The sequence below is a fragment of the Pseudomonas sp. PS01298 genome, from assembly GCF_029959745.1.
Classification (GTDB): Bacteria; Pseudomonadota; Gammaproteobacteria; order Pseudomonadales; family Pseudomonadaceae; genus Aquipseudomonas; species Aquipseudomonas aylmerensis.
Genome location: NZ_JASCPP010000029.1, coordinates 23807 through 43133, shown reverse-complemented (window position 1 = coordinate 43133; position 19327 = coordinate 23807). Strand labels below are relative to the sequence as shown.

28 protein-coding genes are annotated in these 19327 nt (G+C 57.4%); 3 read left to right on the top strand and 25 right to left on the bottom strand.

Annotated elements, in window-relative coordinates:
• The first annotated feature begins 22 nt into the window (after positions 1 to 22).
• Entirely contained in the window at positions 23 to 586 is a 564-nt protein-coding gene (locus QMX97_RS13045; protein WP_106802497.1) for a cysteine hydrolase family protein, read from the top strand.
• 21 nt (positions 587 to 607) lie between these two features.
• On the opposite strand, the gene tam is transcribed toward QMX97_RS13045, so the two are convergent.
• Positions 608 to 1366, bottom strand: a complete 759-nt coding sequence (tam, locus tag QMX97_RS13040; RefSeq protein WP_065909938.1) for a trans-aconitate 2-methyltransferase — start codon at positions 1364 to 1366, stop codon at positions 608 to 610.
• Positions 1367 to 1467: 101 nt separating this feature from the next.
• Between tam and QMX97_RS13035 the strand changes: the two genes are divergently transcribed.
• Complete coding sequence (locus QMX97_RS13035) at positions 1468 to 2376, top strand: LysR family transcriptional regulator (protein ID WP_282397037.1); 909 nt, start codon at positions 1468 to 1470, stop codon at positions 2374 to 2376.
• Between the two features lie 67 nt (positions 2377 to 2443).
• On the opposite strand, the gene QMX97_RS13030 is transcribed toward QMX97_RS13035, so the two are convergent.
• Positions 2444 to 2959, bottom strand: coding sequence for a single-stranded DNA-binding protein (locus QMX97_RS13030; protein ID WP_003232445.1), 516 nt, complete (start codon positions 2957 to 2959; stop codon positions 2444 to 2446).
• A 9-nt stretch (positions 2960 to 2968) separates the two neighbouring features.
• Positions 2969 to 4363: an MFS transporter gene (locus QMX97_RS13025; RefSeq protein WP_065909934.1), complete on the bottom strand. Its 1395-nt coding sequence runs from the start codon at positions 4361 to 4363 to the stop codon at positions 2969 to 2971.
• A gap of 178 nt (positions 4364 to 4541) precedes the next feature.
• Between QMX97_RS13025 and uvrA the strand changes: the two genes are divergently transcribed.
• On the top strand, positions 4542 to 7376 hold the full coding sequence (gene uvrA / locus QMX97_RS13020) for an excinuclease ABC subunit UvrA (protein WP_106802493.1): 2835 nt from the start codon (positions 4542 to 4544) through the stop codon (positions 7374 to 7376).
• Between the two features lie 66 nt (positions 7377 to 7442).
• Here the strand turns inward: uvrA and bfr are convergent, their stop codons facing one another.
• The 22 genes from bfr to rplP all read right to left on the bottom strand — a co-directional run bounded on the left by bfr (position 7443) and on the right by rplP (position 19325).
• On the bottom strand, positions 7443 to 7907 hold the full coding sequence (gene bfr / locus QMX97_RS13015; RefSeq protein ID WP_003176400.1) for a bacterioferritin: 465 nt from the start codon (positions 7905 to 7907) through the stop codon (positions 7443 to 7445).
• A gap of 155 nt (positions 7908 to 8062) precedes the next feature.
• Positions 8063 to 9511, bottom strand: coding sequence for a catalase (locus QMX97_RS13010; protein ID WP_065909929.1), 1449 nt, complete (start codon positions 9509 to 9511; stop codon positions 8063 to 8065).
• 238 nt (positions 9512 to 9749) lie between these two features.
• A complete protein-coding gene (gene rplQ, locus QMX97_RS13005; protein ID WP_003176402.1) occupies positions 9750 to 10136 on the bottom strand; it encodes a 50S ribosomal protein L17 in 387 nt (128 codons plus the stop codon).
• A gap of 41 nt (positions 10137 to 10177) precedes the next feature.
• Complete coding sequence (rpoA, locus tag QMX97_RS13000) at positions 10178 to 11179, bottom strand: DNA-directed RNA polymerase subunit alpha (protein ID WP_003176403.1); 1002 nt, start codon at positions 11177 to 11179, stop codon at positions 10178 to 10180.
• A 22-nt stretch (positions 11180 to 11201) separates the two neighbouring features.
• Positions 11202 to 11822 carry a 30S ribosomal protein S4 gene (gene rpsD / locus QMX97_RS12995; protein WP_003176404.1) on the bottom strand — a complete coding sequence of 207 codons (621 nt, stop codon included), beginning with the start codon at positions 11820 to 11822 and terminating at the stop codon, positions 11202 to 11204.
• 18 nt (positions 11823 to 11840) lie between these two features.
• Complete coding sequence (gene rpsK / locus QMX97_RS12990; protein ID WP_002555466.1) at positions 11841 to 12230, bottom strand: 30S ribosomal protein S11; 390 nt, start codon at positions 12228 to 12230, stop codon at positions 11841 to 11843.
• Between the two features lie 30 nt (positions 12231 to 12260).
• Positions 12261 to 12617 (bottom strand): 30S ribosomal protein S13, encoded by a 357-nt coding sequence (gene rpsM / locus QMX97_RS12985; protein ID WP_003194635.1) that lies wholly within the window; start codon positions 12615 to 12617, stop codon positions 12261 to 12263.
• A gap of 129 nt (positions 12618 to 12746) precedes the next feature.
• Positions 12747 to 12863, bottom strand: coding sequence for a 50S ribosomal protein L36 (rpmJ, locus tag QMX97_RS12980; RefSeq protein WP_002555468.1), 117 nt, complete (start codon positions 12861 to 12863; stop codon positions 12747 to 12749).
• A 28-nt stretch (positions 12864 to 12891) separates the two neighbouring features.
• Positions 12892 to 14220, bottom strand: coding sequence for a preprotein translocase subunit SecY (secY, locus tag QMX97_RS12975; RefSeq protein ID WP_003176406.1), 1329 nt, complete (start codon positions 14218 to 14220; stop codon positions 12892 to 12894).
• Complete coding sequence (gene rplO, locus QMX97_RS12970; RefSeq protein ID WP_003176407.1) at positions 14221 to 14658, bottom strand: 50S ribosomal protein L15; 438 nt, start codon at positions 14656 to 14658, stop codon at positions 14221 to 14223. It abuts the gene before it with no gap.
• A 3-nt stretch (positions 14659 to 14661) separates the two neighbouring features.
• On the bottom strand, positions 14662 to 14838 hold the full coding sequence (gene rpmD / locus QMX97_RS12965) for a 50S ribosomal protein L30 (protein ID WP_003176408.1): 177 nt from the start codon (positions 14836 to 14838) through the stop codon (positions 14662 to 14664).
• Positions 14839 to 14840: 2 nt separating this feature from the next.
• Positions 14841 to 15341, bottom strand: a complete 501-nt coding sequence (rpsE, locus tag QMX97_RS12960) for a 30S ribosomal protein S5 (protein WP_010566852.1) — start codon at positions 15339 to 15341, stop codon at positions 14841 to 14843.
• A 3-nt stretch (positions 15342 to 15344) separates the two neighbouring features.
• Complete coding sequence (rplR, locus tag QMX97_RS12955; protein WP_003186037.1) at positions 15345 to 15695, bottom strand: 50S ribosomal protein L18; 351 nt, start codon at positions 15693 to 15695, stop codon at positions 15345 to 15347.
• A 10-nt stretch (positions 15696 to 15705) separates the two neighbouring features.
• Positions 15706 to 16239: a 50S ribosomal protein L6 gene (gene rplF / locus QMX97_RS12950; RefSeq protein WP_003176412.1), complete on the bottom strand. Its 534-nt coding sequence runs from the start codon at positions 16237 to 16239 to the stop codon at positions 15706 to 15708.
• A 12-nt stretch (positions 16240 to 16251) separates the two neighbouring features.
• Positions 16252 to 16644 (bottom strand): 30S ribosomal protein S8, encoded by a 393-nt coding sequence (gene rpsH, locus QMX97_RS12945; protein ID WP_010566853.1) that lies wholly within the window; start codon positions 16642 to 16644, stop codon positions 16252 to 16254.
• A gap of 208 nt (positions 16645 to 16852) precedes the next feature.
• Entirely contained in the window at positions 16853 to 17158 is a 306-nt protein-coding gene (gene rpsN / locus QMX97_RS12940; protein ID WP_003176414.1) for a 30S ribosomal protein S14, read from the bottom strand.
• A 13-nt stretch (positions 17159 to 17171) separates the two neighbouring features.
• Positions 17172 to 17711, bottom strand: coding sequence for a 50S ribosomal protein L5 (gene rplE / locus QMX97_RS12935; RefSeq protein ID WP_003194642.1), 540 nt, complete (start codon positions 17709 to 17711; stop codon positions 17172 to 17174).
• 22 nt (positions 17712 to 17733) lie between these two features.
• Positions 17734 to 18048, bottom strand: coding sequence for a 50S ribosomal protein L24 (rplX, locus tag QMX97_RS12930; protein ID WP_007896770.1), 315 nt, complete (start codon positions 18046 to 18048; stop codon positions 17734 to 17736).
• Between the two features lie 11 nt (positions 18049 to 18059).
• A complete protein-coding gene (gene rplN, locus QMX97_RS12925) occupies positions 18060 to 18428 on the bottom strand; it encodes a 50S ribosomal protein L14 (RefSeq protein WP_002555479.1) in 369 nt (122 codons plus the stop codon).
• 23 nt (positions 18429 to 18451) lie between these two features.
• Positions 18452 to 18718, bottom strand: a complete 267-nt coding sequence (gene rpsQ / locus QMX97_RS12920; RefSeq protein ID WP_003176419.1) for a 30S ribosomal protein S17 — start codon at positions 18716 to 18718, stop codon at positions 18452 to 18454.
• A 2-nt stretch (positions 18719 to 18720) separates the two neighbouring features.
• A complete protein-coding gene (gene rpmC, locus QMX97_RS12915; RefSeq protein WP_002555481.1) occupies positions 18721 to 18912 on the bottom strand; it encodes a 50S ribosomal protein L29 in 192 nt (63 codons plus the stop codon).
• On the bottom strand, positions 18912 to 19325 hold the full coding sequence (gene rplP / locus QMX97_RS12910; RefSeq protein WP_003176421.1) for a 50S ribosomal protein L16: 414 nt from the start codon (positions 19323 to 19325) through the stop codon (positions 18912 to 18914). Before rplP ends, rpmC begins: the two co-directional genes overlap by 1 nt.
• Positions 19326 to 19327: the final 2 nt, after the last annotated feature.

Sequence of the window (19327 nt, the reverse complement as noted above, 5' to 3'; positions counted from 1 at the left end):
AACCCATCACGAGGCAACATCCATGGCCAAGCAAGCGCTCATCCTAATCGATATCCAGAACGACTACTTCCCCCAGGGCAAGTGGCCGCTCGACGGCGTGGAAGCCGCGGCAGACAAGGCCGCGCAGGTGCTCCAGGCCTTTCGCCAGGCGGGCGATGCGGTGATTCATGTGCGCCATGAATTTACCTCGGATGACGCGCCCTTCTTCACCCCGGGCTCCGAGGGCGCTTATTTGCACCCCAAGGTACTGAATGAGGGCAGTGAGCCGGTGGTGCTCAAGCATTTCGTCAATGCGTTTCGCGAGACCAACCTGCGCGCACTGCTGGAACAACGCAGCATCACGGAGTTGGTGGTAGTCGGCAGCATGAGCCATATGTGCATTGATGCGGTGGTGCGAGCGGCGGCGGACCTGGGCTACAAGGTCACACTGATCCATGACGCCTGCGCCACGCGGGACCTGGAATTCAATGGCAAGGTGATCCCGGCGGCGCACGTGCATGACACCTACATGGCATCGTTGGCGTTTGGTTATGCCGGCGTGGTGTCGGCACAGGAGTATTTGCAGGCACAAGCGGCGGCCGCGTAACCGCCACTCGTGTGGAGCGCGTCAGCGCGTGGCGATGATGAACAGGCGCGGAAATGGCAGCAACACGGTGCCATCGTCCAGGGCTGGGTAAGCCTGGGTAATTCGCGCCTGATACTCACGTAGGAAGGCGGCCTTTTCTTCGTCGGTCAACGGCGCCAGAAACGGCCGCAACGCCGAGGCCTTGAACCACTCCACCACAGCCGCGTGGTCGGCCAGTGGATGCAGGTACGTGGTGCGCCACACGTCCACGGTGCTGTGTTTGCTCAGCAACTCGTAATAGTAGTTCGCGCTGTGCCGCTCATTGTGTTTGACCGCACCGATCCTGGCCGCCCATGGGCCGTCGGCAGCCACCTCGCGGGCCAGCCGGTGGGCAGGTTCGTCGAGGTTGTCCGGTGTCTGCACGGCCAGCGTACCGCCGGGCGTCAGTTGGTTGACCAAATGCGGGTAGAGCGTGGCGTGGTCGGGCAGCCATTGCAGGGAGGCATTGGCCAGGATCACATCGAAAGCCTGTGCAGGGCGCCAGGCACCGATATCCGCCAGTTCGAAGCTCAACGCCGGCAGCCGTTTGCGGGCATCGACCAGCATGTCATCGGAGCTGTCCATGCCCGTGACGTGCGCCTGCGGGAAGCGCTCGGCGAGTACTTCGGTGGAATTGCCGGGGCCGCAGCCCAGGTCAACGGCATTGCGCACCTCAGTATTCGGAATGGCCGCGACCAGGTCACGGACAGGACGAGTGCGCTGCTGTTCGAACATCGTGTACTGCTTGGCTGACCAGGTCATCACGGCTTTCCTTCTTTTTGAGGTTGGCTACAGCCTAATTCTTGTGAGCCATGAGAACAAATGCCAGGATTGGCTACCTCCCATACCTCAAAAGTATTCCTATGCTGGAGCTTCGCCAACTCAAAGCCTTCGTTGCCATTGCCGAAGAAGGCTACATCACCCGCGCTGCGCAACGCCTGGGCATGCAGCAGCCACCGTTGACGCGCTTGCTGCAAAGCCTTGAAGCCGAATTGGACGTGGTGCTGATGGAACGCCTGCCACGCGGCGTGCGGCCGACCCCGGCCGGGTTGGCCCTGCTGGATGAAGCACGCGAGGTGCTGGCGCGCGTCGACGGTGTCGCCGATGTCGTGCGTCGCGCCGCTCGGGGAGAACGCGGGCGCCTGGCCATCGGCTTTACCAGCTCAGCGGCCTTGCACCCGTTTGTACCGAGTGTATTGCGGCTGTTTCGGGAAACCTTCGTGGGAGTCTCGGTCGTACTGGAGGAAGCCGGAACCGGCGAACTGCTGGACGCGCTGGCGCATGAGAAACTCGACGCGGCGTTTATCCGCTCACCGCTCAGCGGCACGCAATCATTGCAGGACGAGCCGATCCTGGTGGAGCCGATGTTGCTGGCGCTGCCGACCGATCATCCGTTGGCGATCGACTTTGACATCCCCCTGCCCTTGTCTGCGCTGGCCACCGAGTCTTTCGTGCTCTATCGCCGTCGTGTCGGACTGGGGTTGTATGACGCAATCCTGGTGGCCTGCCGTGAAGCGGGGTTCAGCCCGCAGGTGGTCCAGGAAGCCCCGCGCATGACCGCCACGTTGAGCCTGGTGGCTGCGGGCCTTGGGGTGTCCATCGTGCCGGCCTCGATGCAGCGGCTGCGCGGGGATGGCATCGTCTACCGGGAGTTGAGCGATTGCCGCAGCCTGGTGGCGCCCTTGCATCTGGCGACGCGGGTGGGTGATGGCTCGGCAGTGCTGCAACGCTTCAAGGAAATGGTGGTGCGAGCGGCCTCGACAGACGCCTGACAAACGGCAATAAAAAACCCCCGAGGCTTGCGCCGTCGGGGGTTTTGCTCGTTCCGGTGGTTAAACCTTAAAACGGGATATCATCGTCAAAGCTGTCGAAATCCGGCGCAGGCTGCGGCGCGGCCTGTTGTGGCGCTGGACGCGACTCACGCTGTGGCTGCTGGCTTGGCTGCGGACGCGACTGTTGTGGACGCGGTGCCGAGTTGGACATGCCGCCCTGGCCCTGTTGGTCGCCCTGTGGACGGCCGCCCAGCAGTTGCATGGTGCCTTGCATGTCGACCACGATTTCGGTGGTGTAACGCTTGATGCCGTCTTTTTCCCACTCGCGGGTCTGCAGCTTGCCTTCGATGTAGACCTGCGAACCTTTGCGCAGGTACTCACCGGCGATCTCGGCGACCTTGCCGAACATCGATACGCGGTGCCATTCGGTTTTCTCGACCTTCTGGCCGGTCTGCTTGTCGGTCCATTGTTCGCTGGTCGCCAGACTCAGGTTGGTCACGGCGTTACCGTTAGGCAAGTAGCGAACTTCGGGATCCTGGCCGCATGTACCGACCAATATGACTTTGTTAACCCCACGGGCCATAACGTTCTCCTAGGCTGGGCGCGCTGTCGGCACTGGGTTGACCAGTTGCTCGAGCGTCGCGCGATCCAATAATTCGGTGTCCAGTTTGATGTAAATGGCCGCCTCTTCAGCGACCACGACTGCATCTGTTACCCCTACGACGGCCTTCAGGCGCTCTACCAGACCGCTTTCACGGATCGCCTCTGGCGACAGCGGCAAACGCAGACTTGTGACGTAGGGAGGTTCGCGCATGGTAACAGCAAAGGCCAGCCAAAGTGCAGCCAGCCCGGCGCATCCGAGGAACACAACCGACAAACCGCCATGCTGGAACATCCAGCCGCCCATGATGCCGCCCAGTGCGGAACCCAGGAACTGGCTGGTGGAATACACCCCCATCGCAGTGCCCTTGCCCCCGGCCGGTGAAACTTTACTGATCAGCGACGGCAGCGAGGCCTCCAGCAGGTTGAACGCGGTGAAGAACACCACCGTGCCGATTACCAGCGCCCGCAGGCTGTCGCCGAACTGCCAGAAGAATAGCTCAGTGAGCATCAGCGTCGTGACGGCGCCGAGCAAAACTCGTTTCATTTTGCGTTTCTTCTCGCCGTAGATGATGAACGGGATCATGGCGAAGAACGAAACCAGCAGCGCTGTCAGGTAGACCCACCAGTGCTGCTCCTTGGGCAGACCGGCTTTTTCCACCAGTGCGAGAGGCAAGGCGACGAAGCTGCACATCAGCATCGCGTGCAATACGAAGATACCTAAATCCAGGCGCAACAGGTCCGGGTGCTTGAGCGTCGGTAACAACGCCTTGCGCGCGACACCCGATTCACGGTGCTGCAGGGTGCCGGTGGAGCGCGGCACCATAAAGGCCACGATCACGATACCGAACAACGCCATGCCGCCAGTGGCCAGGAACAGCCCGTGCAAACCGAAGGCACGCGTCAGCAAGGGGCCGACCACCATCGCCACGGCGAAGGACAGACCGATGGTCATGCCGATCATGGCCATGGCCTTGGTGCGGTGTTGCTCGCGGGTCAGGTCCGACAACAGCGCCATGACAGCGGCGGAAATTGCCCCGGCGCCTTGCAGGATTCGTCCGGCGATCACACCCCAGATCGAATCGGACTGGGCCGCGAGCACACTGCCGAGGGCGAACACGATCAGCCCCAGGTAAATCACCGGGCGACGGCCGATGCGGTCGGAAATGATCCCGAAAGGAATCTGGAAAATTGCCTGGGTCAGGCCATAGGCGCCAATCGCCAGGCCGATCAATGCGGGGGTCGCGCCTGCGAGGTCCATCCCATAGGTCGCCAGCACCGGCAACACCATGAACATGCCAAGCATACGGAAGGCGAACACCAGGGCCAGACCGCTTGCTGCTCGGGTCTCGCCGCTACTCATGCGTTCGCTGTGGGGATCGTGCATGGAAAAACCTCGTGTGAACCGGCGGCGATTCTACCAGTCCCATCGATTGAGAGGGTATATGCGGCGGTTTGCCGCGCAGCTTTCATGTAAGGCTGCAAGCGGCCTTTTGACAGTGTATATTCATCCAGTCTTTAGCCGTATACTCCGGCATTATTTACGCCCGCCGTGCGAGGCCATCTTGGACAAGATCCTGATTCGTGGGGCTAGAACCCACAACCTGAAGAACATCGACCTGACCCTGCCCCGGGACAAACTGATCGTCATCACCGGCCTGTCCGGCTCCGGCAAATCGTCCCTGGCGTTCGACACGCTGTATGCCGAAGGCCAGCGCCGCTATGTGGAGTCGCTGTCGGCCTACGCCCGCCAGTTCCTGTCGATGATGGAAAAGCCAGACGTCGACACCATTGAAGGCCTGTCGCCGGCGATCTCCATCGAACAGAAGTCGACCTCCCATAACCCACGTTCCACCGTGGGCACCATTACCGAGATCTACGACTACCTGCGCCTGCTCTACGCGCGAGTAGGTATTCCACGCTGCCCGGACCACGACATTCCGCTGGAGGCCCAGACCGTCAGCCAGATGGTCGACCTGGTGCTGGCGCAGCCGGAAGGCGCCAAGCTGATGCTGCTGGCACCGGTGATTCGCGAGCGCAAGGGTGAACACCTTTCGGTCTTCGAAGAGCTGCGTGCGCAAGGTTTTGTACGCGCGCGCATCAATGGCAAGCTCTATGAGCTGGACGAAGCGCCCAAGCTCGACAAGCAGAAGAAGCACTCGATCGATGTGGTGGTCGACCGCTTCAAAGTGCGCGCCGACCTGCAGCAGCGTTTGGCGGAGTCGTTCGAGACCGCGTTGAAGCTGGCCGATGGCATCGCCCTGGTCGCACCGATGGACGACGAGCCAGGCGAAGAAATCATCTTCTCCGCGCGCTTCGCCTGCCCGATCTGTGGCCACGCCATCAGCGAGCTGGAACCCAAGCTGTTTTCCTTCAACAACCCGGCTGGCGCCTGCCCGACCTGTGATGGCCTGGGCGTGAAGCAATTCTTCGACATCAAGCGCCTGGTGAATGGCGAACTGACGCTGGCGGAGGGGGCGATACGCGGCTGGGACAGGCGCAACGTCTATTACTTCCAGATGCTCGGGTCGTTGGCCTCCCACTATAAGTTCAGTCTTGAAGTGCCCTTCAATCAACTGCCGGCCGACCAGCAGAAGGTCATTCTCAACGGCAGTGGTTCGCAGAACGTCGACTTCAAGTACCTGAACGACCGTGGCGACATCGTCAAGCGCTCGCACCCGTTCGAAGGCATCGTGCCGAACCTGGAACGCCGTTACCGCGAGACCGAGTCGGCAAGCGTGCGCGAGGAGCTGGCGAAATTCCTCAGCACCCAGCCGTGCCCGGATTGCCGTGGCACGCGCCTGCGCCGTGAGGCCCGGCATGTTTGGGTCGGCGAGAAGACCCTGCCGGCGGTGACCAACCTGCCAATCGGCGATGCCTGTGAATACTTTGGCGTACTGAAGCTGACCGGACGCCGCGGGGAAATTGCCGACAAGATCCTCAAGGAAATCCGCGAGCGCCTGCAGTTCCTGGTTAACGTGGGCCTGGACTACCTGTCGCTGGATCGCAGCGCCGATACCTTGTCCGGCGGTGAGGCCCAGCGGATTCGACTGGCCAGCCAGATCGGTGCAGGCCTCGTGGGCGTGCTGTATATCCTTGATGAACCTTCGATTGGCCTGCATCAGCGCGACAACGACCGCCTCCTGGGTACGCTGAAACACCTGCGGGATATCGGCAACACGGTGATCGTGGTCGAGCACGATGAAGACGCGATCCGCCTGGCGGATTATGTCGTCGACATTGGCCCGGGTGCGGGTGTGCATGGCGGACATATCGTCGCTGAAGGCACACCTGCCGAAGTCATGGCCCACCCGGACTCGCTGACCGGCAAATACTTGTCTGGCCGCGTGAAGATTGAAGTGCCGGCCAAGCGCACACCGCGCAACAAGAAGCTCGCGCTGCACCTCAAGGGAGCGCGTGGCAACAACCTGCGCAACGTGGACCTGGAAATCCCCTTGGGCCTGTTGACCTGCGTGACCGGCGTGTCCGGCTCGGGCAAGTCGACGCTGATCAACAACACGCTGTTCCCGCTGAGTGCCACCGCCCTGAATGGCGCGACTACGCTGGAAGCTGCAGCGCACGACAGCATCAAGGGCCTGGAACACCTGGACAAGGTGGTCGATATCGACCAGAGCCCGATTGGCCGTACACCGCGCTCCAATCCGGCAACCTACACCGGGCTGTTCACGCCGATTCGCGAGCTGTTCGCCGGTGTACCGGAGTCCCGCTCGCGGGGCTACGGGCCGGGCCGGTTCTCGTTCAACGTCAAGGGTGGGCGCTGCGAGGCCTGCCAGGGCGATGGCTTGATCAAGGTCGAGATGCACTTCCTGCCGGACATCTACGTGCCATGCGATGTGTGCAAGAGCAAGCGCTATAACCGCGAAACCCTGGAGATCAAATACAAGGGCAAGAGCATCCACGAAACCCTCGAGATGACCATCGAGGAAGCCCGGGTGTTCTTCGACGCAGTCCCGGCGTTGGCGCGCAAGCTGCAAACACTGATGGATGTGGGCCTGTCGTATATCAAGCTGGGGCAATCGGCGACCACCCTGTCCGGCGGTGAAGCGCAGCGGGTGAAGTTGTCGCGCGAGCTGTCCAAGCGCGATACAGGCAAGACCTTGTATATCCTCGATGAGCCAACCACCGGCCTGCACTTCGCGGATATCCAGCAACTGCTGGACGTGCTGCACCGCTTGCGGGACCACGGCAACACCGTGGTAGTGATCGAGCACAACCTGGATGTGATCAAGACCGCCGACTGGCTGGTAGACCTGGGGCCGGAAGGCGGCTCCAAGGGCGGCCAGATCATTGCAGTGGGGACACCGGAGCAGGTCTCCGAGATGCCACAGTCCCACACCGGTTACTACTTGAAACCGCTGCTGGCGCGCGATCGGGCCTGACTTTCCAGGGCCCAATAAAAAGCCCCTGTCACATCAAGATGACAGGGGCTTTTTTGTAGCCGGAAATCAGAACTGCGATTGCAGGTAGTTCTCCAGGCCGATCAGCTTGATCAGGCCAAGCTGTTTTTCCAGCCAGTAAGTGTGATCTTCTTCGGTATCGTTCAACTGCACCCGCAGGATTTCCCGGGTGACGTAGTCGTTGTGCTGCTCGCAAAGCTCGATGCCTTTGCAGAGGGCGGCACGGACCTTGTACTCAAGGCGAAGATCGGCAGCGAGCATGTCAGGCACCGTGGTGCCCACATCCAGATCGTCGGGCCGCATACGTGGCGTGCCTTCGAGCATCAGGATACGGCGCATCAGAGCGTCGGCGTGCTGTGCCTCTTCTTCCATTTCGTGGTTGATACGCTCGTAGAGCTCGGTAAAGCCCCAGTCTTCGTACATACGCGAGTGGATGAAATATTGGTCACGAGCTGCCAGTTCGCCCGTCAGCAACGTGTTGAGGTAATCGATTACGTCGGGGTGACCTTGCATCGCCCTACATCTCCCTGCTTGAAAGCCTGTAGTTTGAACCATGCTGACCTATAGGTCACGGGATCAACGGCAGAAAAGTGAAGATTTCCGGAGAAAAGTAGCTGAAATAACGCAAAAACCGCCCAAATGAGGGCGGTTCTGCTTATCGTTTAGAGTTAGTTAAGCGATACACCCAGTGCCTTTGCGATTGCTTCTCCATAAGCAGGGTCTGCCTTGTAGAAGTGCTGCAATTGACGCTGAACCACATCGCTGGAAACCCCGGACATTGCACCGGCGATGTTACTGGTGAGCAATGCTTTCTGCTCATCATTCATCAGGCGGAACAGCGCACCTGCATGGCTGTAGTAATCGGTGTCTTCGCGGTGATCGTAGCGATCCGCGGCACCGCTCAGCGCCAGGGCAGGCTCAGCGTACTGCGGCGCTTGCTTCGGTGCGTCACTGTAGCTGTTAGGCTCATAGTTGGGCGCCGCACCACCGTTGCTGCCGAATGCCATCGAGCCGTCACGCTGGTAGCTATTTACCGGGCTACGCGGGGCATTCACCGGCAGTTGCTGGTGATTCGTGCCGACGCGGTAGCGGTGGGCATCTGCGTACGCGAACACACGCCCCTGCAGCATGCGGTCTGGCGACAAGCCCACACCTGGCACCATGTTGCTCGGACCGAACGCAGCTTGTTCCACTTCGGCGAAATAGTTCTGCGGATTGCGATTGAGCTCCAGCTCACCCACTTCGATCAGCGGAAACTCTTTCTGCGACCAGGTCTTGGTTACGTCGAAAGGGTTCTCATAGTGAGCGTTTGCCTGGGCTTCAGTCATGATCTGGATGCAGACGCGCCATTTCGGGAAATCACCGCGCTCGATTGCACCGAACAAGTCGCGCTGGGCGTAATCAGGATCGGTACCGGCCAGGCGTGCAGCCTCGGCAGGCGCCAGGTTCTTGATGCCTTGCTTGGTCTTGTAGTGCCACTTCACCCAGTGACGCTCGCCCTTGGCGTTGATCAGGCTGTAGGTATGGCTGCCGAAGCCGTGCATGTGACGGTAGCCATCGGGGATGCCACGGTCCGAAAACAGGATGGTGACCTGGTGCAGCGCCTCAGGGGAGTGCGACCAGAAGTCCCACATCATCTGCGCGCTTTTCAAGTTGCTTTGCGGCAGACGCTTCTGGGTGTGGATGAAGTCAGGGAACTTCAATGGATCACGAATGAAGAATACCGGCGTGTTGTTACCCACGATGTCCCAGTTGCCTTCTTCAGTGTAGAACTTCAGGGCGAAACCACGCGGATCGCGCTCGGTGTCAGCCGAACCACGCTCGCCGCCTACCGTGGAAAACCGCAGGAAGGTTGGGGTTTGCTTGCCAATAGACTCGAACAGTTTGGCACTGGTGTATTGAGTAATGTCTTTTGTCACGGTGAATGTACCGTAAGCACCCGAGCCTTTGGCGTGTACGCGACGCTCAGGGATGTTCTCACGGTTGAAATGGGCAAGCTTCTCGATCAGGTGAAAGTCGTCAAGAAGCAGCGGGCCACGAGGGCCGGCGGAACGGGAATTCTGGTTATCCGCAACGGGCGCGCCACTGGCAGTAGTAAGGATTTTGTTCTGGCTCATGCTCAATTTTCCTCAGGTCGGACTTGGAACTGCCGGCTATCGGCTTGGAGGAAGTATCGATCATCAACATGACGTCTACAAATTCATTAAATTGCAGACATCAATAGAGAAAAACTACCGACAATCCCTTCATTCATAGTGCCAATCTTGACCTGACGAAAGCTTGTACACGTGACGCTTTTATTACGCGCACAAAAAACCGGGCACTAGGCCCGGTTCTTCGTTACAGCTTGTCGTCTTACTCGGCGCTTACAGCTTCGCCAGCAGTAGCACGATCAACCAACTCGACGTACGCCATAGGCGCGTTGTCGCCAGCGCGGAAACCGCACTTGAGGATGCGCAGGTAGCCACCCTCACGGGTAGCGTAACGCTTGCCCAGGTCGTTGAAGAGCTTACCAACGATAGCTTTCGAACGAGTACGGTCGAAAGCCAGACGGCGGTTAGCCAGGCTGTCTGTCTTGGCCAAAGTAATCAGCGGCTCAGCAACGCGACGCAGTTCTTTAGCTTTCGGCAGTGTAGTTTTGATCAGCTCGTGCTCGAACAGCGACACCGCCATGTTTTGGAACATGGCCTTGCGGTGCGAGCTGGTACGGCTCAGGTGACGACCACTTTTACGATGACGCATGGTTCATTCCTTACCAAACTCACGTTCGGTGATTACGACGATCAGGCAGTCGCCTTGTCGTCCTTCTTAAGACTTGCAGGCGGCCAGTTGTCGAGGCGCATGCCGAGGGACAGACCGCGGGAGGCCAGAACGTCCTTGATTTCAGTCAAGGATTTCTTGCCCAGGTTCGGAGTCTTCAACAGTTCTACTTCGGTACGCTGAATCAGGTCGCCGATGTAGTAAATGTTTTCCGCCTTAAGGCAGTTAGCCGAACGTACAGTCAGTTCCAGATCGTCAACCGGGCGAAGCAGGATCGGATCGATCTCGTCTTCCTGCTCGATTACCACTGGTTCGCTGTCACCTTTGAGGTCGACGAACGCAGCCAACTGCTGTTGCAGAATGGTTGCAGCGCGGCGGATAGCCTCTTCAGGATCCAGAGTACCGTTGGTTTCCAGATCAATAACCAGCTTGTCCAGGTTAGTACGCTGCTCGACACGGGCGTTTTCCACCACGTATGCGATACGGCGAACCGGGCTGAACGAAGAGTCAAGCTGCAAGCGACCAATGCTGCGGCTTTCGTCTTCATCGCTCTGACGCGAGTCGGCCGGTTCATAACCACGACCACGAGCTACGGTGAGCTTCATGTTCAGGGCGCCGTTAGACGCCAGGTTAGCGATTACGTGATCGGGGTTAACGATCTCGACATCATGATCCAGCTGAATATCGGCAGCGGTAACCACCCCCGAACCCTTCTTCGACAAGGTCAGCGTAACTTCGTCACGGCCGTGCAGCTTGATAGCCAGACCTTTAAGGTTCAACAGGATTTCAATTACGTCTTCCTGTACACCTTCGATGGCGCTGTACTCGTGGAGCACACCGTCAATCTCGGCCTCGACTACTGCACAGCCGGGCATTGAGGACAACAGGATGCGGCGCAGCGCGTTGCCCAGGGTGTGGCCAAAACCACGCTCGAGAGGCTCGAGAGTGATCTTGGCGCGGGTTGGACTGACAACCTGCACATCAATGTGGCGGGGTGTCAGGAACTCATTTACCGAAATCTGCATGGATGCACCTATTTTCTAGCCCTTACTTGGAGTAGAGCTCGACAATCAGGCTTTCGTTGATGTCGGCGGACAGATCACTGCGAGCAGGAACGTTCTTGAAAACGCCCGACTTCTTCTCAGTGTCTACTTCTACCCATTCTACGCGGCCACGTTGGGCACACAGATCGAGAGCTTGGACAATGCGAAGTTGGTTTTTTGCTTTCTCGCGAACTGCGACCACGTCACCAGCACGAACCTGGTAGGACGGAACGTTTACGGTCTGACCGTTAACGCTGATCGACTTGTGCGATACCAGCTGACGGGATTCGGCACGAGTCGAACCAAAGCCCATACGGTATACAACGTTGTCCAGACGGCATTCGAGCAGTTGCAGCAGGTTTTCACCGGTTGCACCTTTCTTGCCAGCAGCTTCTTTGTAGTAGCCGCTGAACTGACGCTCGAGAACGCCGTAGATACGACGGACCTTCTGCTTTTCACGCAGTTGGGTGCCGTAATCGGACTGGCGACCGCGGCGTTGGCCGTGGATACCAGGTGCTGCTTCAATGTTGCACTTCGATTCGATCGCGCGCACGCCGCTCTTCAGGAAGAGATCGGTGCCTTCGCGACGAGCGAGTTTGCATTTTGGACCAATGTAACGAGCCATTCTTTACAATCTCCTGGATTACACGCGGCGCTTCTTCGGCGGACGGCACCCGTTGTGCGGGATTGGCGTCACGTCGGTGATGCTGGCGATCTTATAGCCACAGCCGTTCAAAGCACGGACAGCAGACTCACGACCTGGACCTGGACCTTTGACGTTAACGTCGAGGTTTTTCAGGCCGTATTCCAGCGCAGCTTGACCAGCACGTTCAGCAGCTACTTGAGCAGCAAACGGGGTGGACTTGCGGGAACCGCGGAAACCCGAACCACCGGAGGTAGCCCAAGAAAGCGCGTTACCTTGACGGTCGGTGATGGTCACGATGGTGTTGTTAAAAGAAGCATGGATGTGGGCGATGCCATCAACCACTGTCTTTTTAACTTTTTTACGAGGACGAGCAGCAGGTTTTGCCATGATAATTTTCCTGTCGATTCGCTGGGGCGATTACTTGCGGATCGGCTTACGCGGACCTTTACGGGTACGCGCGTTAGTCTTGGTACGCTGACCGCGTACTGGAAGACCACGACGATGACGCAGACCGCGATAGCAACCGAGGTCCATCAAACGCTTGATTTTCATGTTGATTTCGCGACGCAGGTCACCTTCAGTGGTGAACTTCGCCACTTCGCCACGCAGCTGTTCAATCTGCTCGTCGCTCAGATCCTTGATCTTAGCGGCTGGGTTTACCCCAGCAACTGCGCAAATTTTCTGCGCAGTAGTGCGACCAACACCATAGATGTAGGTCAGCGAGATAACAGTGTGCTTGTTATCTGGAATGTTAACGCCTGCAATACGGGCCATTCAGTGGGACTCCAATTGACAGCTACCTACGCCCCGGAAGCCAAGAAATAGGGCGCGAGATAATATCGCTGTAATAACAAATAATCAACCCGGCAGCGCACTAGCTGCCGGGCTTCAAGCGGATCACACTCAGCCTTGGCGCTGTTTGTGACGCGGTTCCGCGCTGCAAATTACTCGAACAACACCTTCGCGGCGAATAATCTTGCAGTTACGGCACAGCTTTTTCACCGATGCACGAACTTTCATCACCAACTCCTCGAACCTTATGGGGTACTCAGCGCAACATGCCGCTGCCGTAGCCCTTCAGGTTGGCTTTCTTCATCAGGGATTCGTACTGGTGCGAAACGAGGTGCGATTGTACTTGGGACATGAAGTCCATCACAACCACGACCACGATCAGCAACGAGGTCCCGCCAAGGTAGAACGGAACGTTTGCTGCAACCACCAGGAACTGGGGCAACAAGCACACGGCCGTCATATATAGAGCACCGAACAGGGTCAAACGAGTCAGAACGCCATCAATGTAGCGTGCAGACTGCTCACCTGGACGAATACCCGGAATAAAGGCACCGGACTTCTTCAGGTTTTCCGCTACGTCTTTCGGATTGAACATCAACGCCGTATAGAAGAAGCAGAAGAAAATAATCCCTGCACTAAACAGCAGAATATTCAACGGCTGACCAGGAGCGATCGACTGAGAGAGGTCCTGCAGCCAGCCCATATTTTCAGACTGACCAAACCAGGTACCCAACGAAGCCGGAAACAGCAAAATGCTGCTCGCGAAAATTGCCGGAATAACACCGGCCATATTCACTTTCAGCGGCAAGTGGCTGGTCTGCGCAGCAAAAACCTTACGGCCCTGCTGACGCTTGGCGTAGTGAACAGCAATACGACGCTGGCCACGCTCAATGAACACCACAAAACCGATAATCGCTACTGCCAGCAAACCGATGGCAACCAGGGCGAAAATATTGATATCACCCTGACGCGCAGACTCGAAAGACTGCCCGATTGCTCTCGGAAGACCGGCGACGATACCTGCGAAAATCAACATCGAGATACCGTTGCCAACACCACGCTCAGTAATCTGCTCACCCAGCCACATCATGAACATCGCACCAGCCACAAAAGTGGATACCGCGACGAAATGGAAGCCAAAGTCACCAGTGAACGCAACACCCTGCCCGGCCAGGCCAACGGACATGCCGATAGCTTGAACCAGGGCGAGGATGACAGTGCCGTAGCGGGTGTACTGGCTAATCTTGCGACGGCCAGCTTCACCTTCCTTCTTCAACTGCTCCAGCTGCGGGCTGACGGCGGTCATCAGTTGCATGATGATCGATGCCGAAATGTACGGCATGATCCCCAGTGCAAAGATGCTCATCCGTTCCAGCGCGCCGCCGGAAAACATGTTGAACAAGCTAAGAATGGTCCCCTCATTCTGTCGAAACAGGTCTGCGAGTCGGTCCGGGTTGATACCTGGAACCGGGATGTGTGCGCCTATTCGGTAGACGATAATCGCCAGGAACAGAAAACGCAGACGAGCCCAAAGTTCAGACATACCGCCTTTGCCGAGCGCTGAGAGAGCACCTTGCTTAGCCATTTATTCCTCGAACTTGCCGCCAGCTGCTTCGATAGCCGAACGCGCACCTTTGGTGGCGCCGATTCCCTTGCCGATAGTGACAGCGCGAGTCACTTCACCGGACAGCATGATTTTCACACGCTGTACGTTGACGTTGATCACGTTGGCATCTTTCAGGGTCTGCACAGTAACGATGTCGCCTTCCACTTTGGCCAGCTCGGACAGACGCACTTCTGCGCGGTCCATGGCTTTCAGGGAAACGAAACCGAACTTAGGCAGGCGACGATGCAGCGGCTGTTGACCGCCTTCAAAGCCTGGAGCAATGGTGCCACCGGAGCGGGAGGTTTGACCTTTGTGGCCACGGCCACCAGTCTTACCCAAACCGCTACCGATACCACGGCCCGGACGATGCTTTTCGCGACGGGAACCCGGCGCTGGACTCAGATCATTGAGTTTCATCGATTAACCCTCTACACGCAGCATGTAGTAAGCCTTGTTGATCATCCCGCGATTCTCGGGAGTATCCTGGACTTCTACAGTGTGACCGATGCGACGCAGACCCAGACCTTTAACGCACAGTTTGTGGTTAGGGATGCGGCCGGTCATGCTTTTGATCAGCGTTACTTTAACGGTAGCCATGATCAGAAGATCTCCTGGACGCTTTTGCCACGCTTGGCGGCAATGGATTCAGGGGATTGCATAGCTTTCAAACCTTTGAAAGTGGCGTGAACCACGTTTACCGGGTTAGTCGAGCCGTAGCACTTGGCCAGAACGTTCTGAACGCCAGCAACTTCGAGGACAGCACGCATAGCGCCGCCAGCGATGATACCGGTACCTTCAGAAGCAGGCTGCATGTACACCTTCGAAGCGCCATGAGCGGACTTCATTGCGTACTGCAGCGTGGTGCCGTTCAGATCAACTTGGATCATGTTGCGGCGAGCAGCTTCCATTGCCTTCTGGATCGCAGCAGGCACTTCACGCGACTTGCCACGGCCGAAGCCAACGCGCCCTTTACCATCACCCACCACGGTCAACGCGGTGAAAGTGAAGATACGGCCGCCTTTAACGGTTTTGGCTACGCGGTTAACTTGAACCAGCTTCTCAATGTAGCCTTCGTCGCGCTTTTGGTCGTTATTTGACATAACTTAGAACTCCAGCCCAGCTTCACGAGCAGCATCAGCCAGCGCTTTAACGCGGCCGTGGTACTTGAAGCCAGAGCGGTCGAAAGCCACTTGCGAGACGCCAGCGGCCTTAGCACGCGTAGCGACCAGCTGGCCAACCTTTGTGGCCGCGTCGATGTTGCCAGTGGCACCATCACGCAGTTCTTTATCCAAAGTCGAGGCGCTTGCCAGGACTTTGTTGCCGTCGGCCGAGATGACCTGGGCGTAGATGTGCTGCGACGAGCGGAACACGCAGAGACGCACGACTTCGAGTTCGTGCATTTTCAGGCGTGCTTTGCGAGCGCGACGCAGTCGAGTAACTTTTTTGTCGGTCATTTGCTATGCCCTACTTCTTCTTGGCTTCTTTACGACGGACGACTTCGTCCGCGTAGCGCACACCTTTGCCTTTGTACGGCTCTGGTGGACGGAAGTCGCGGATCTCAGCAGCCACTTGACCTACCAGCTGCTTATCGATGCCCTTGATCAGGATATCGGTCTGGCTAGGAGTCTCAGCGGTGATGCCTTCCGGCAGTTCGTAATCCACTGGGTGCGAGAAGCCAAGGGCCAGGTTCAAAACCGTGCCTTTTGCTTGCGCTTTGTAACCAACACCGACCAGCTGGAGCTTACGCTCGAAGCCTTGGCTTACGCCTTGGACCATGTTGTTTACCAACGCACGCGTGGTACCGGCCATTGCGCGAGTTTGTTGATCGCCATTGCGAGCAGCGAAACGCAGCTCACCAGCTTCTTCAACGATCTCAACGGACGAATGGATGTTCAGTTCAAGAGTACCCTTGGCACCCTTCACCGAAAGCTGTTGGCCTGCGAATTTGACTTCGACACCGGCTGGCAGCTTAACGGGGTTCTTAGCGACGCGAGACATGCTTATCCCCCCTTAGAACACAGTGCAAAGAACTTCGCCGCCGACACCGGCAGCGCGCGCAGCACGATCCGTCATCACACCTTTGTTGGTGGAGACGATAGACACGCCAAGACCGCCACGAACTTTCGGCAGATCCTCAGCGGACTTGTACTGACGCAGGCCTGGACGGCTAACGCGCTTCACTTCCTCGATGACCGAACGGCCTTCGAAGTACTTCAGCTCGATGGACAGCAGTGGCTTGGTTTCGCTGCTGATCTGATAACCCGCAATGTAGCCTTCGTCTTTCAGGACTTTGGCAACAGCTACCTTCAACTTGGAAGATGGCATGCTTACGACGGACTTTTCAGCCATCTGGGCATTACGGATACGAGTTAGCATGTCCGCTAACGGGTCCTGCATACTCATGGGCTAGACGCTCCTAATACAAAAAAATTAGCCTTGCGGCTACATATGTCGCCGAGAATCTCCGAGCATAGAAAACACGGGCTCAGGCGAGCCGGGTATTCTAGACACACTCCGGAAATGAAACAAGCCCCAAAAGGGGCTTGTTCCAGATTCAAGGTCACCGGTGGTCAGTATCTTGCGATACCTCCCACCTGGACGCTGAAAGTACTTACCAGCTGGCTTTAACCAGACCTGGTACGTCACCACGCATTGCCGCTTCACGCAGTTTGTTACGGCCGAGGCCGAACTTGCGGTAAACGCCGTGTGGACGACCGGTCAGGCGGCAGCGGTTACGCATGCGCGAAGCGCTTGCGTCACGTGGCTGCTTCTGCAGAGCAACTGTAGCTTCCCAACGCGCTTCTGGACTTGCGTTCAGATCAACGATGATCGCTTTCAGTGCTGCACGCTTCTTGGCGTACTTGGCAACCGTGAGCTGACGCTTCAGCTCGCGGTTTTTCATGCTCATCTTGGCCATGGTCCTACTCCAATCAGTTGCGGAACGGGAATTTGAATGCACGCAGCAGAGCGCGGCCTTCATCATCGTTCTTGGCAGTGGTGGTCAGGGTGATGTCCAGACCGCGGAGAGCATCGATCTTGTCGTAGTCGATTTCCGGGAAGATGATCTGCTCTTTCACGCCCATGCTGTAGTTACCACGACCATCGAAGGACTTGGCATTCAGGCCGCGGAAGTCGCGAACCCGAGGCAGGGAGATCGACAGCAGACGATCCAGGAATTCGTACATACGCTCACGGCGCAGGGTCACTTTGACGCCGATCGGCCAACCTTCACGGACTTTAAAGCCAGCGATGGATTTCCGAGCGTAAGTCACAACGACCTTTTGACCGGTGATCTTTTCCAGGTCAGCAACAGCGTGCTCGATGACTTTTTTGTCGCCGATCGCTTCGCCCAGACCCATGTTCAGGGTGATTTTGGTAACGCGCGGAACTTCCATCACGTTCCCGAGCTTAAGTTCTTCCTTAAGCTTGGGGGCGATTTCCTTCCGGTAAATCTCTTGTAGTCGTGCCATGGTCTTATCTACCTAGCAGTGTTCAAGCATCAACCGCTTTTTGGGTCGACTTGAAGACACGAATTTTCTTACCGTCTTCTACTTTGAAACCAACACGATCAGCCTTGTTGGTTTCGCCGTTGAAGATGGCGACGTTAGAAGCGTGCAGTGGCGCTTCTTTCTCGACGATACCGCCCTGTACGCCCGACATCGGGTTAGGCTTGGTATGACGCTTGACCAGGTTCAGACCACCAACGACCAGACGGTCGTCAGCGAGAACCTTCAGCACCTTACCGCGCTTACCTTTGTCTTTGCCGGCGATCACGATGATCTCGTCGTCACGACGAATCTTTTGCATGTCGGATCTCCTTACAGCACTTCTGGGGCGAGCGAGACGATCTTCATGAACTTCTCAGTACGAAGTTCACGGGTCACTGGCCCAAAGATACGGGTGCCGATCGGCTCTTGCTTGTTGTTCAGAAGAACAGCAGCGTTGCCATCAAAGCGGATAATGGAGCCATCTGCACGGCGTACGCCGTGACGAGTGCGGACTACAACAGCAGTCATCACTTGGCCTTTTTTCACCTTACCGCGAGGAATTGCTTCCTTCACGGTAACTTTGATGATGTCACCGATACCAGCGTAACGACGATGGGAGCCACCCAGCACCTTGATGCACATAACACGGCGAGCGCCGCTGTTATCGGCCACATCGAGCATGGATTGAGTCTGAATCATATAATTTCTCCGACCCCTAGTCCTTAGACTTCCACAGCGCGTTCGAGAACATCAACCAGTGCCCAAGACTTGGTCTTGGCCAGCGGACGAGTTTCACGAATAGTGACTTTGTCGCCGATGTGGCACTGATTGGTTTCGTCGTGCGCGTGCAGCTTAGTCGAACGCTTAACATATTTACCGTAGATCGGGTGCTTAACGCGACGCTCGATCAAAACGGTGATGGTTTTGTCCATCTTGTCGCTGACAACACGGCCAGTCAGCGTACGGACAGTCTTTTCGGCTTCAGCCATGATCACTTACCTGCCTGCTGGTTGAGCACAGTCTTCACGCGAGCGATGTCACGCTTAACTTGCGAGAGCAGATGAGACTGCCCCAACTGGCCAGTTGCTTTCTGCATACGCAGATTGAACTGGTCGCGCAGCAGGCCGAGCAGTTGCTCGTTCAGCTGCTGTGCGGATTTTTCACGAAGTTCATTCGCTTTCATCACATCACCGTCCGTTTAACAAAGGAGGTGGCGAGCGGCAGCTTTGCAGCAGCCAGGGCGAAAGCCTCACGCGCCAGCTCTTCAGAAACACCCTCGATTTCATACAGGACTTTGCCTGGCTGAATCTGGGCTACCCAGTATTCCACGTTACCCTTACCTTTACCCATCCGAACCTCGAGAGGTTTTTTGGAGATCGGCTTGTCCGGGAATACACGGATCCAGATCTTGCCGCCACGTTTTACGTGACGGGTCAGAGCACGACGCGCTGACTCGATCTGACGAGCGGTGAGACGACCACGAGCTACAGACTTCAGCGCGAACTCGCCGAAGCTGACTTTGCTACCGCGCTGAGCCAGACCACGGTTGTGGCCTGTCATCTGCTTGCGGAACTTCGTACGCTTAGGTTGCAACATTT

What these genes read in the sequence shown, in the direction of transcription:
- rplP (WP_003176421.1), bottom strand. Translation starts at nt 19,325, where the DNA reads ATGTTGCAACCTAAGCGTACGAAGTTCCGCAAGCAGATGACAGGCCAC.
- rpsE (WP_010566852.1), bottom strand. Translation starts at nt 15,341, where the DNA reads ATGTCAAATAACGACCAAAAGCGCGACGAAGGCTACATTGAGAAGCTG.
- QMX97_RS13035 (WP_282397037.1), top strand. Translation starts at nt 1,468, where the DNA reads ATGCTGGAGCTTCGCCAACTCAAAGCCTTCGTTGCCATTGCCGAAGAA.
- rplX (WP_007896770.1), bottom strand. Translation starts at nt 18,048, where the DNA reads ATGCAAAAGATTCGTCGTGACGACGAGATCATCGTGATCGCCGGCAAA.
- rpsM (WP_003194635.1), bottom strand. Translation starts at nt 12,617, where the DNA reads ATGGCCCGTATTGCAGGCGTTAACATTCCAGATAACAAGCACACTGTT.
- rpsH (WP_010566853.1), bottom strand. Translation starts at nt 16,644, where the DNA reads ATGAGTATGCAGGACCCGTTAGCGGACATGCTAACTCGTATCCGTAAT.
- rpsD (WP_003176404.1), bottom strand. Translation starts at nt 11,822, where the DNA reads ATGGCTCGTTACATTGGTCCAAAATGCAAACTCGCTCGTCGCGAAGGC.
- rpoA (WP_003176403.1), bottom strand. Translation starts at nt 11,179, where the DNA reads ATGCAGATTTCGGTAAATGAGTTCCTGACACCCCGCCACATTGATGTG.
- QMX97_RS13010 (WP_065909929.1), bottom strand. Translation starts at nt 9,511, where the DNA reads ATGAGCCAGAACAAAATCCTTACTACTGCCAGTGGCGCGCCCGTTGCG.
- rplF (WP_003176412.1), bottom strand. Translation starts at nt 16,239, where the DNA reads ATGTCTCGCGTCGCTAAGAACCCCGTTAAGCTGCCAGCCGGTGTCGAA.
- tam (WP_065909938.1), bottom strand. Translation starts at nt 1,366, where the DNA reads ATGACCTGGTCAGCCAAGCAGTACACGATGTTCGAACAGCAGCGCACT.
- rpsN (WP_003176414.1), bottom strand. Translation starts at nt 17,158, where the DNA reads ATGGCCAAGATGAGCATGAAAAACCGCGAGCTGAAGCGTCAGCTCACG.
- QMX97_RS13025 (WP_065909934.1), bottom strand. Translation starts at nt 4,363, where the DNA reads ATGCACGATCCCCACAGCGAACGCATGAGTAGCGGCGAGACCCGAGCA.
- rplR (WP_003186037.1), bottom strand. Translation starts at nt 15,695, where the DNA reads ATGACCGACAAAAAAGTTACTCGACTGCGTCGCGCTCGCAAAGCACGC.
- rpsK (WP_002555466.1), bottom strand. Translation starts at nt 12,230, where the DNA reads ATGGCAAAACCTGCTGCTCGTCCTCGTAAAAAAGTTAAAAAGACAGTG.
- rplE (WP_003194642.1), bottom strand. Translation starts at nt 17,711, where the DNA reads ATGGCACGACTACAAGAGATTTACCGGAAGGAAATCGCCCCCAAGCTT.
- bfr (WP_003176400.1), bottom strand. Translation starts at nt 7,907, where the DNA reads ATGCAAGGTCACCCCGACGTAATCGATTACCTCAACACGTTGCTGACG.
- rpmD (WP_003176408.1), bottom strand. Translation starts at nt 14,838, where the DNA reads ATGGCTACCGTTAAAGTAACGCTGATCAAAAGCATGACCGGCCGCATC.
- rpsQ (WP_003176419.1), bottom strand. Translation starts at nt 18,718, where the DNA reads ATGGCTGAAGCCGAAAAGACTGTCCGTACGCTGACTGGCCGTGTTGTC.
- rplQ (WP_003176402.1), bottom strand. Translation starts at nt 10,136, where the DNA reads ATGCGTCATCGTAAAAGTGGTCGTCACCTGAGCCGTACCAGCTCGCAC.
- rpmJ (WP_002555468.1), bottom strand. Translation starts at nt 12,863, where the DNA reads ATGAAAGTTCGTGCATCGGTGAAAAAGCTGTGCCGTAACTGCAAGATT.
- rplO (WP_003176407.1), bottom strand. Translation starts at nt 14,658, where the DNA reads ATGAAACTCAATGATCTGAGTCCAGCGCCGGGTTCCCGTCGCGAAAAG.
- rpmC (WP_002555481.1), bottom strand. Translation starts at nt 18,912, where the DNA reads ATGAAAGCGAATGAACTTCGTGAAAAATCCGCACAGCAGCTGAACGAG.
- QMX97_RS13030 (WP_003232445.1), bottom strand. Translation starts at nt 2,959, where the DNA reads ATGGCCCGTGGGGTTAACAAAGTCATATTGGTCGGTACATGCGGCCAG.
- secY (WP_003176406.1), bottom strand. Translation starts at nt 14,220, where the DNA reads ATGGCTAAGCAAGGTGCTCTCTCAGCGCTCGGCAAAGGCGGTATGTCT.
- QMX97_RS13045 (WP_106802497.1), top strand. Translation starts at nt 23, where the DNA reads ATGGCCAAGCAAGCGCTCATCCTAATCGATATCCAGAACGACTACTTC.
- rplN (WP_002555479.1), bottom strand. Translation starts at nt 18,428, where the DNA reads ATGATTCAGACTCAATCCATGCTCGATGTGGCCGATAACAGCGGCGCT.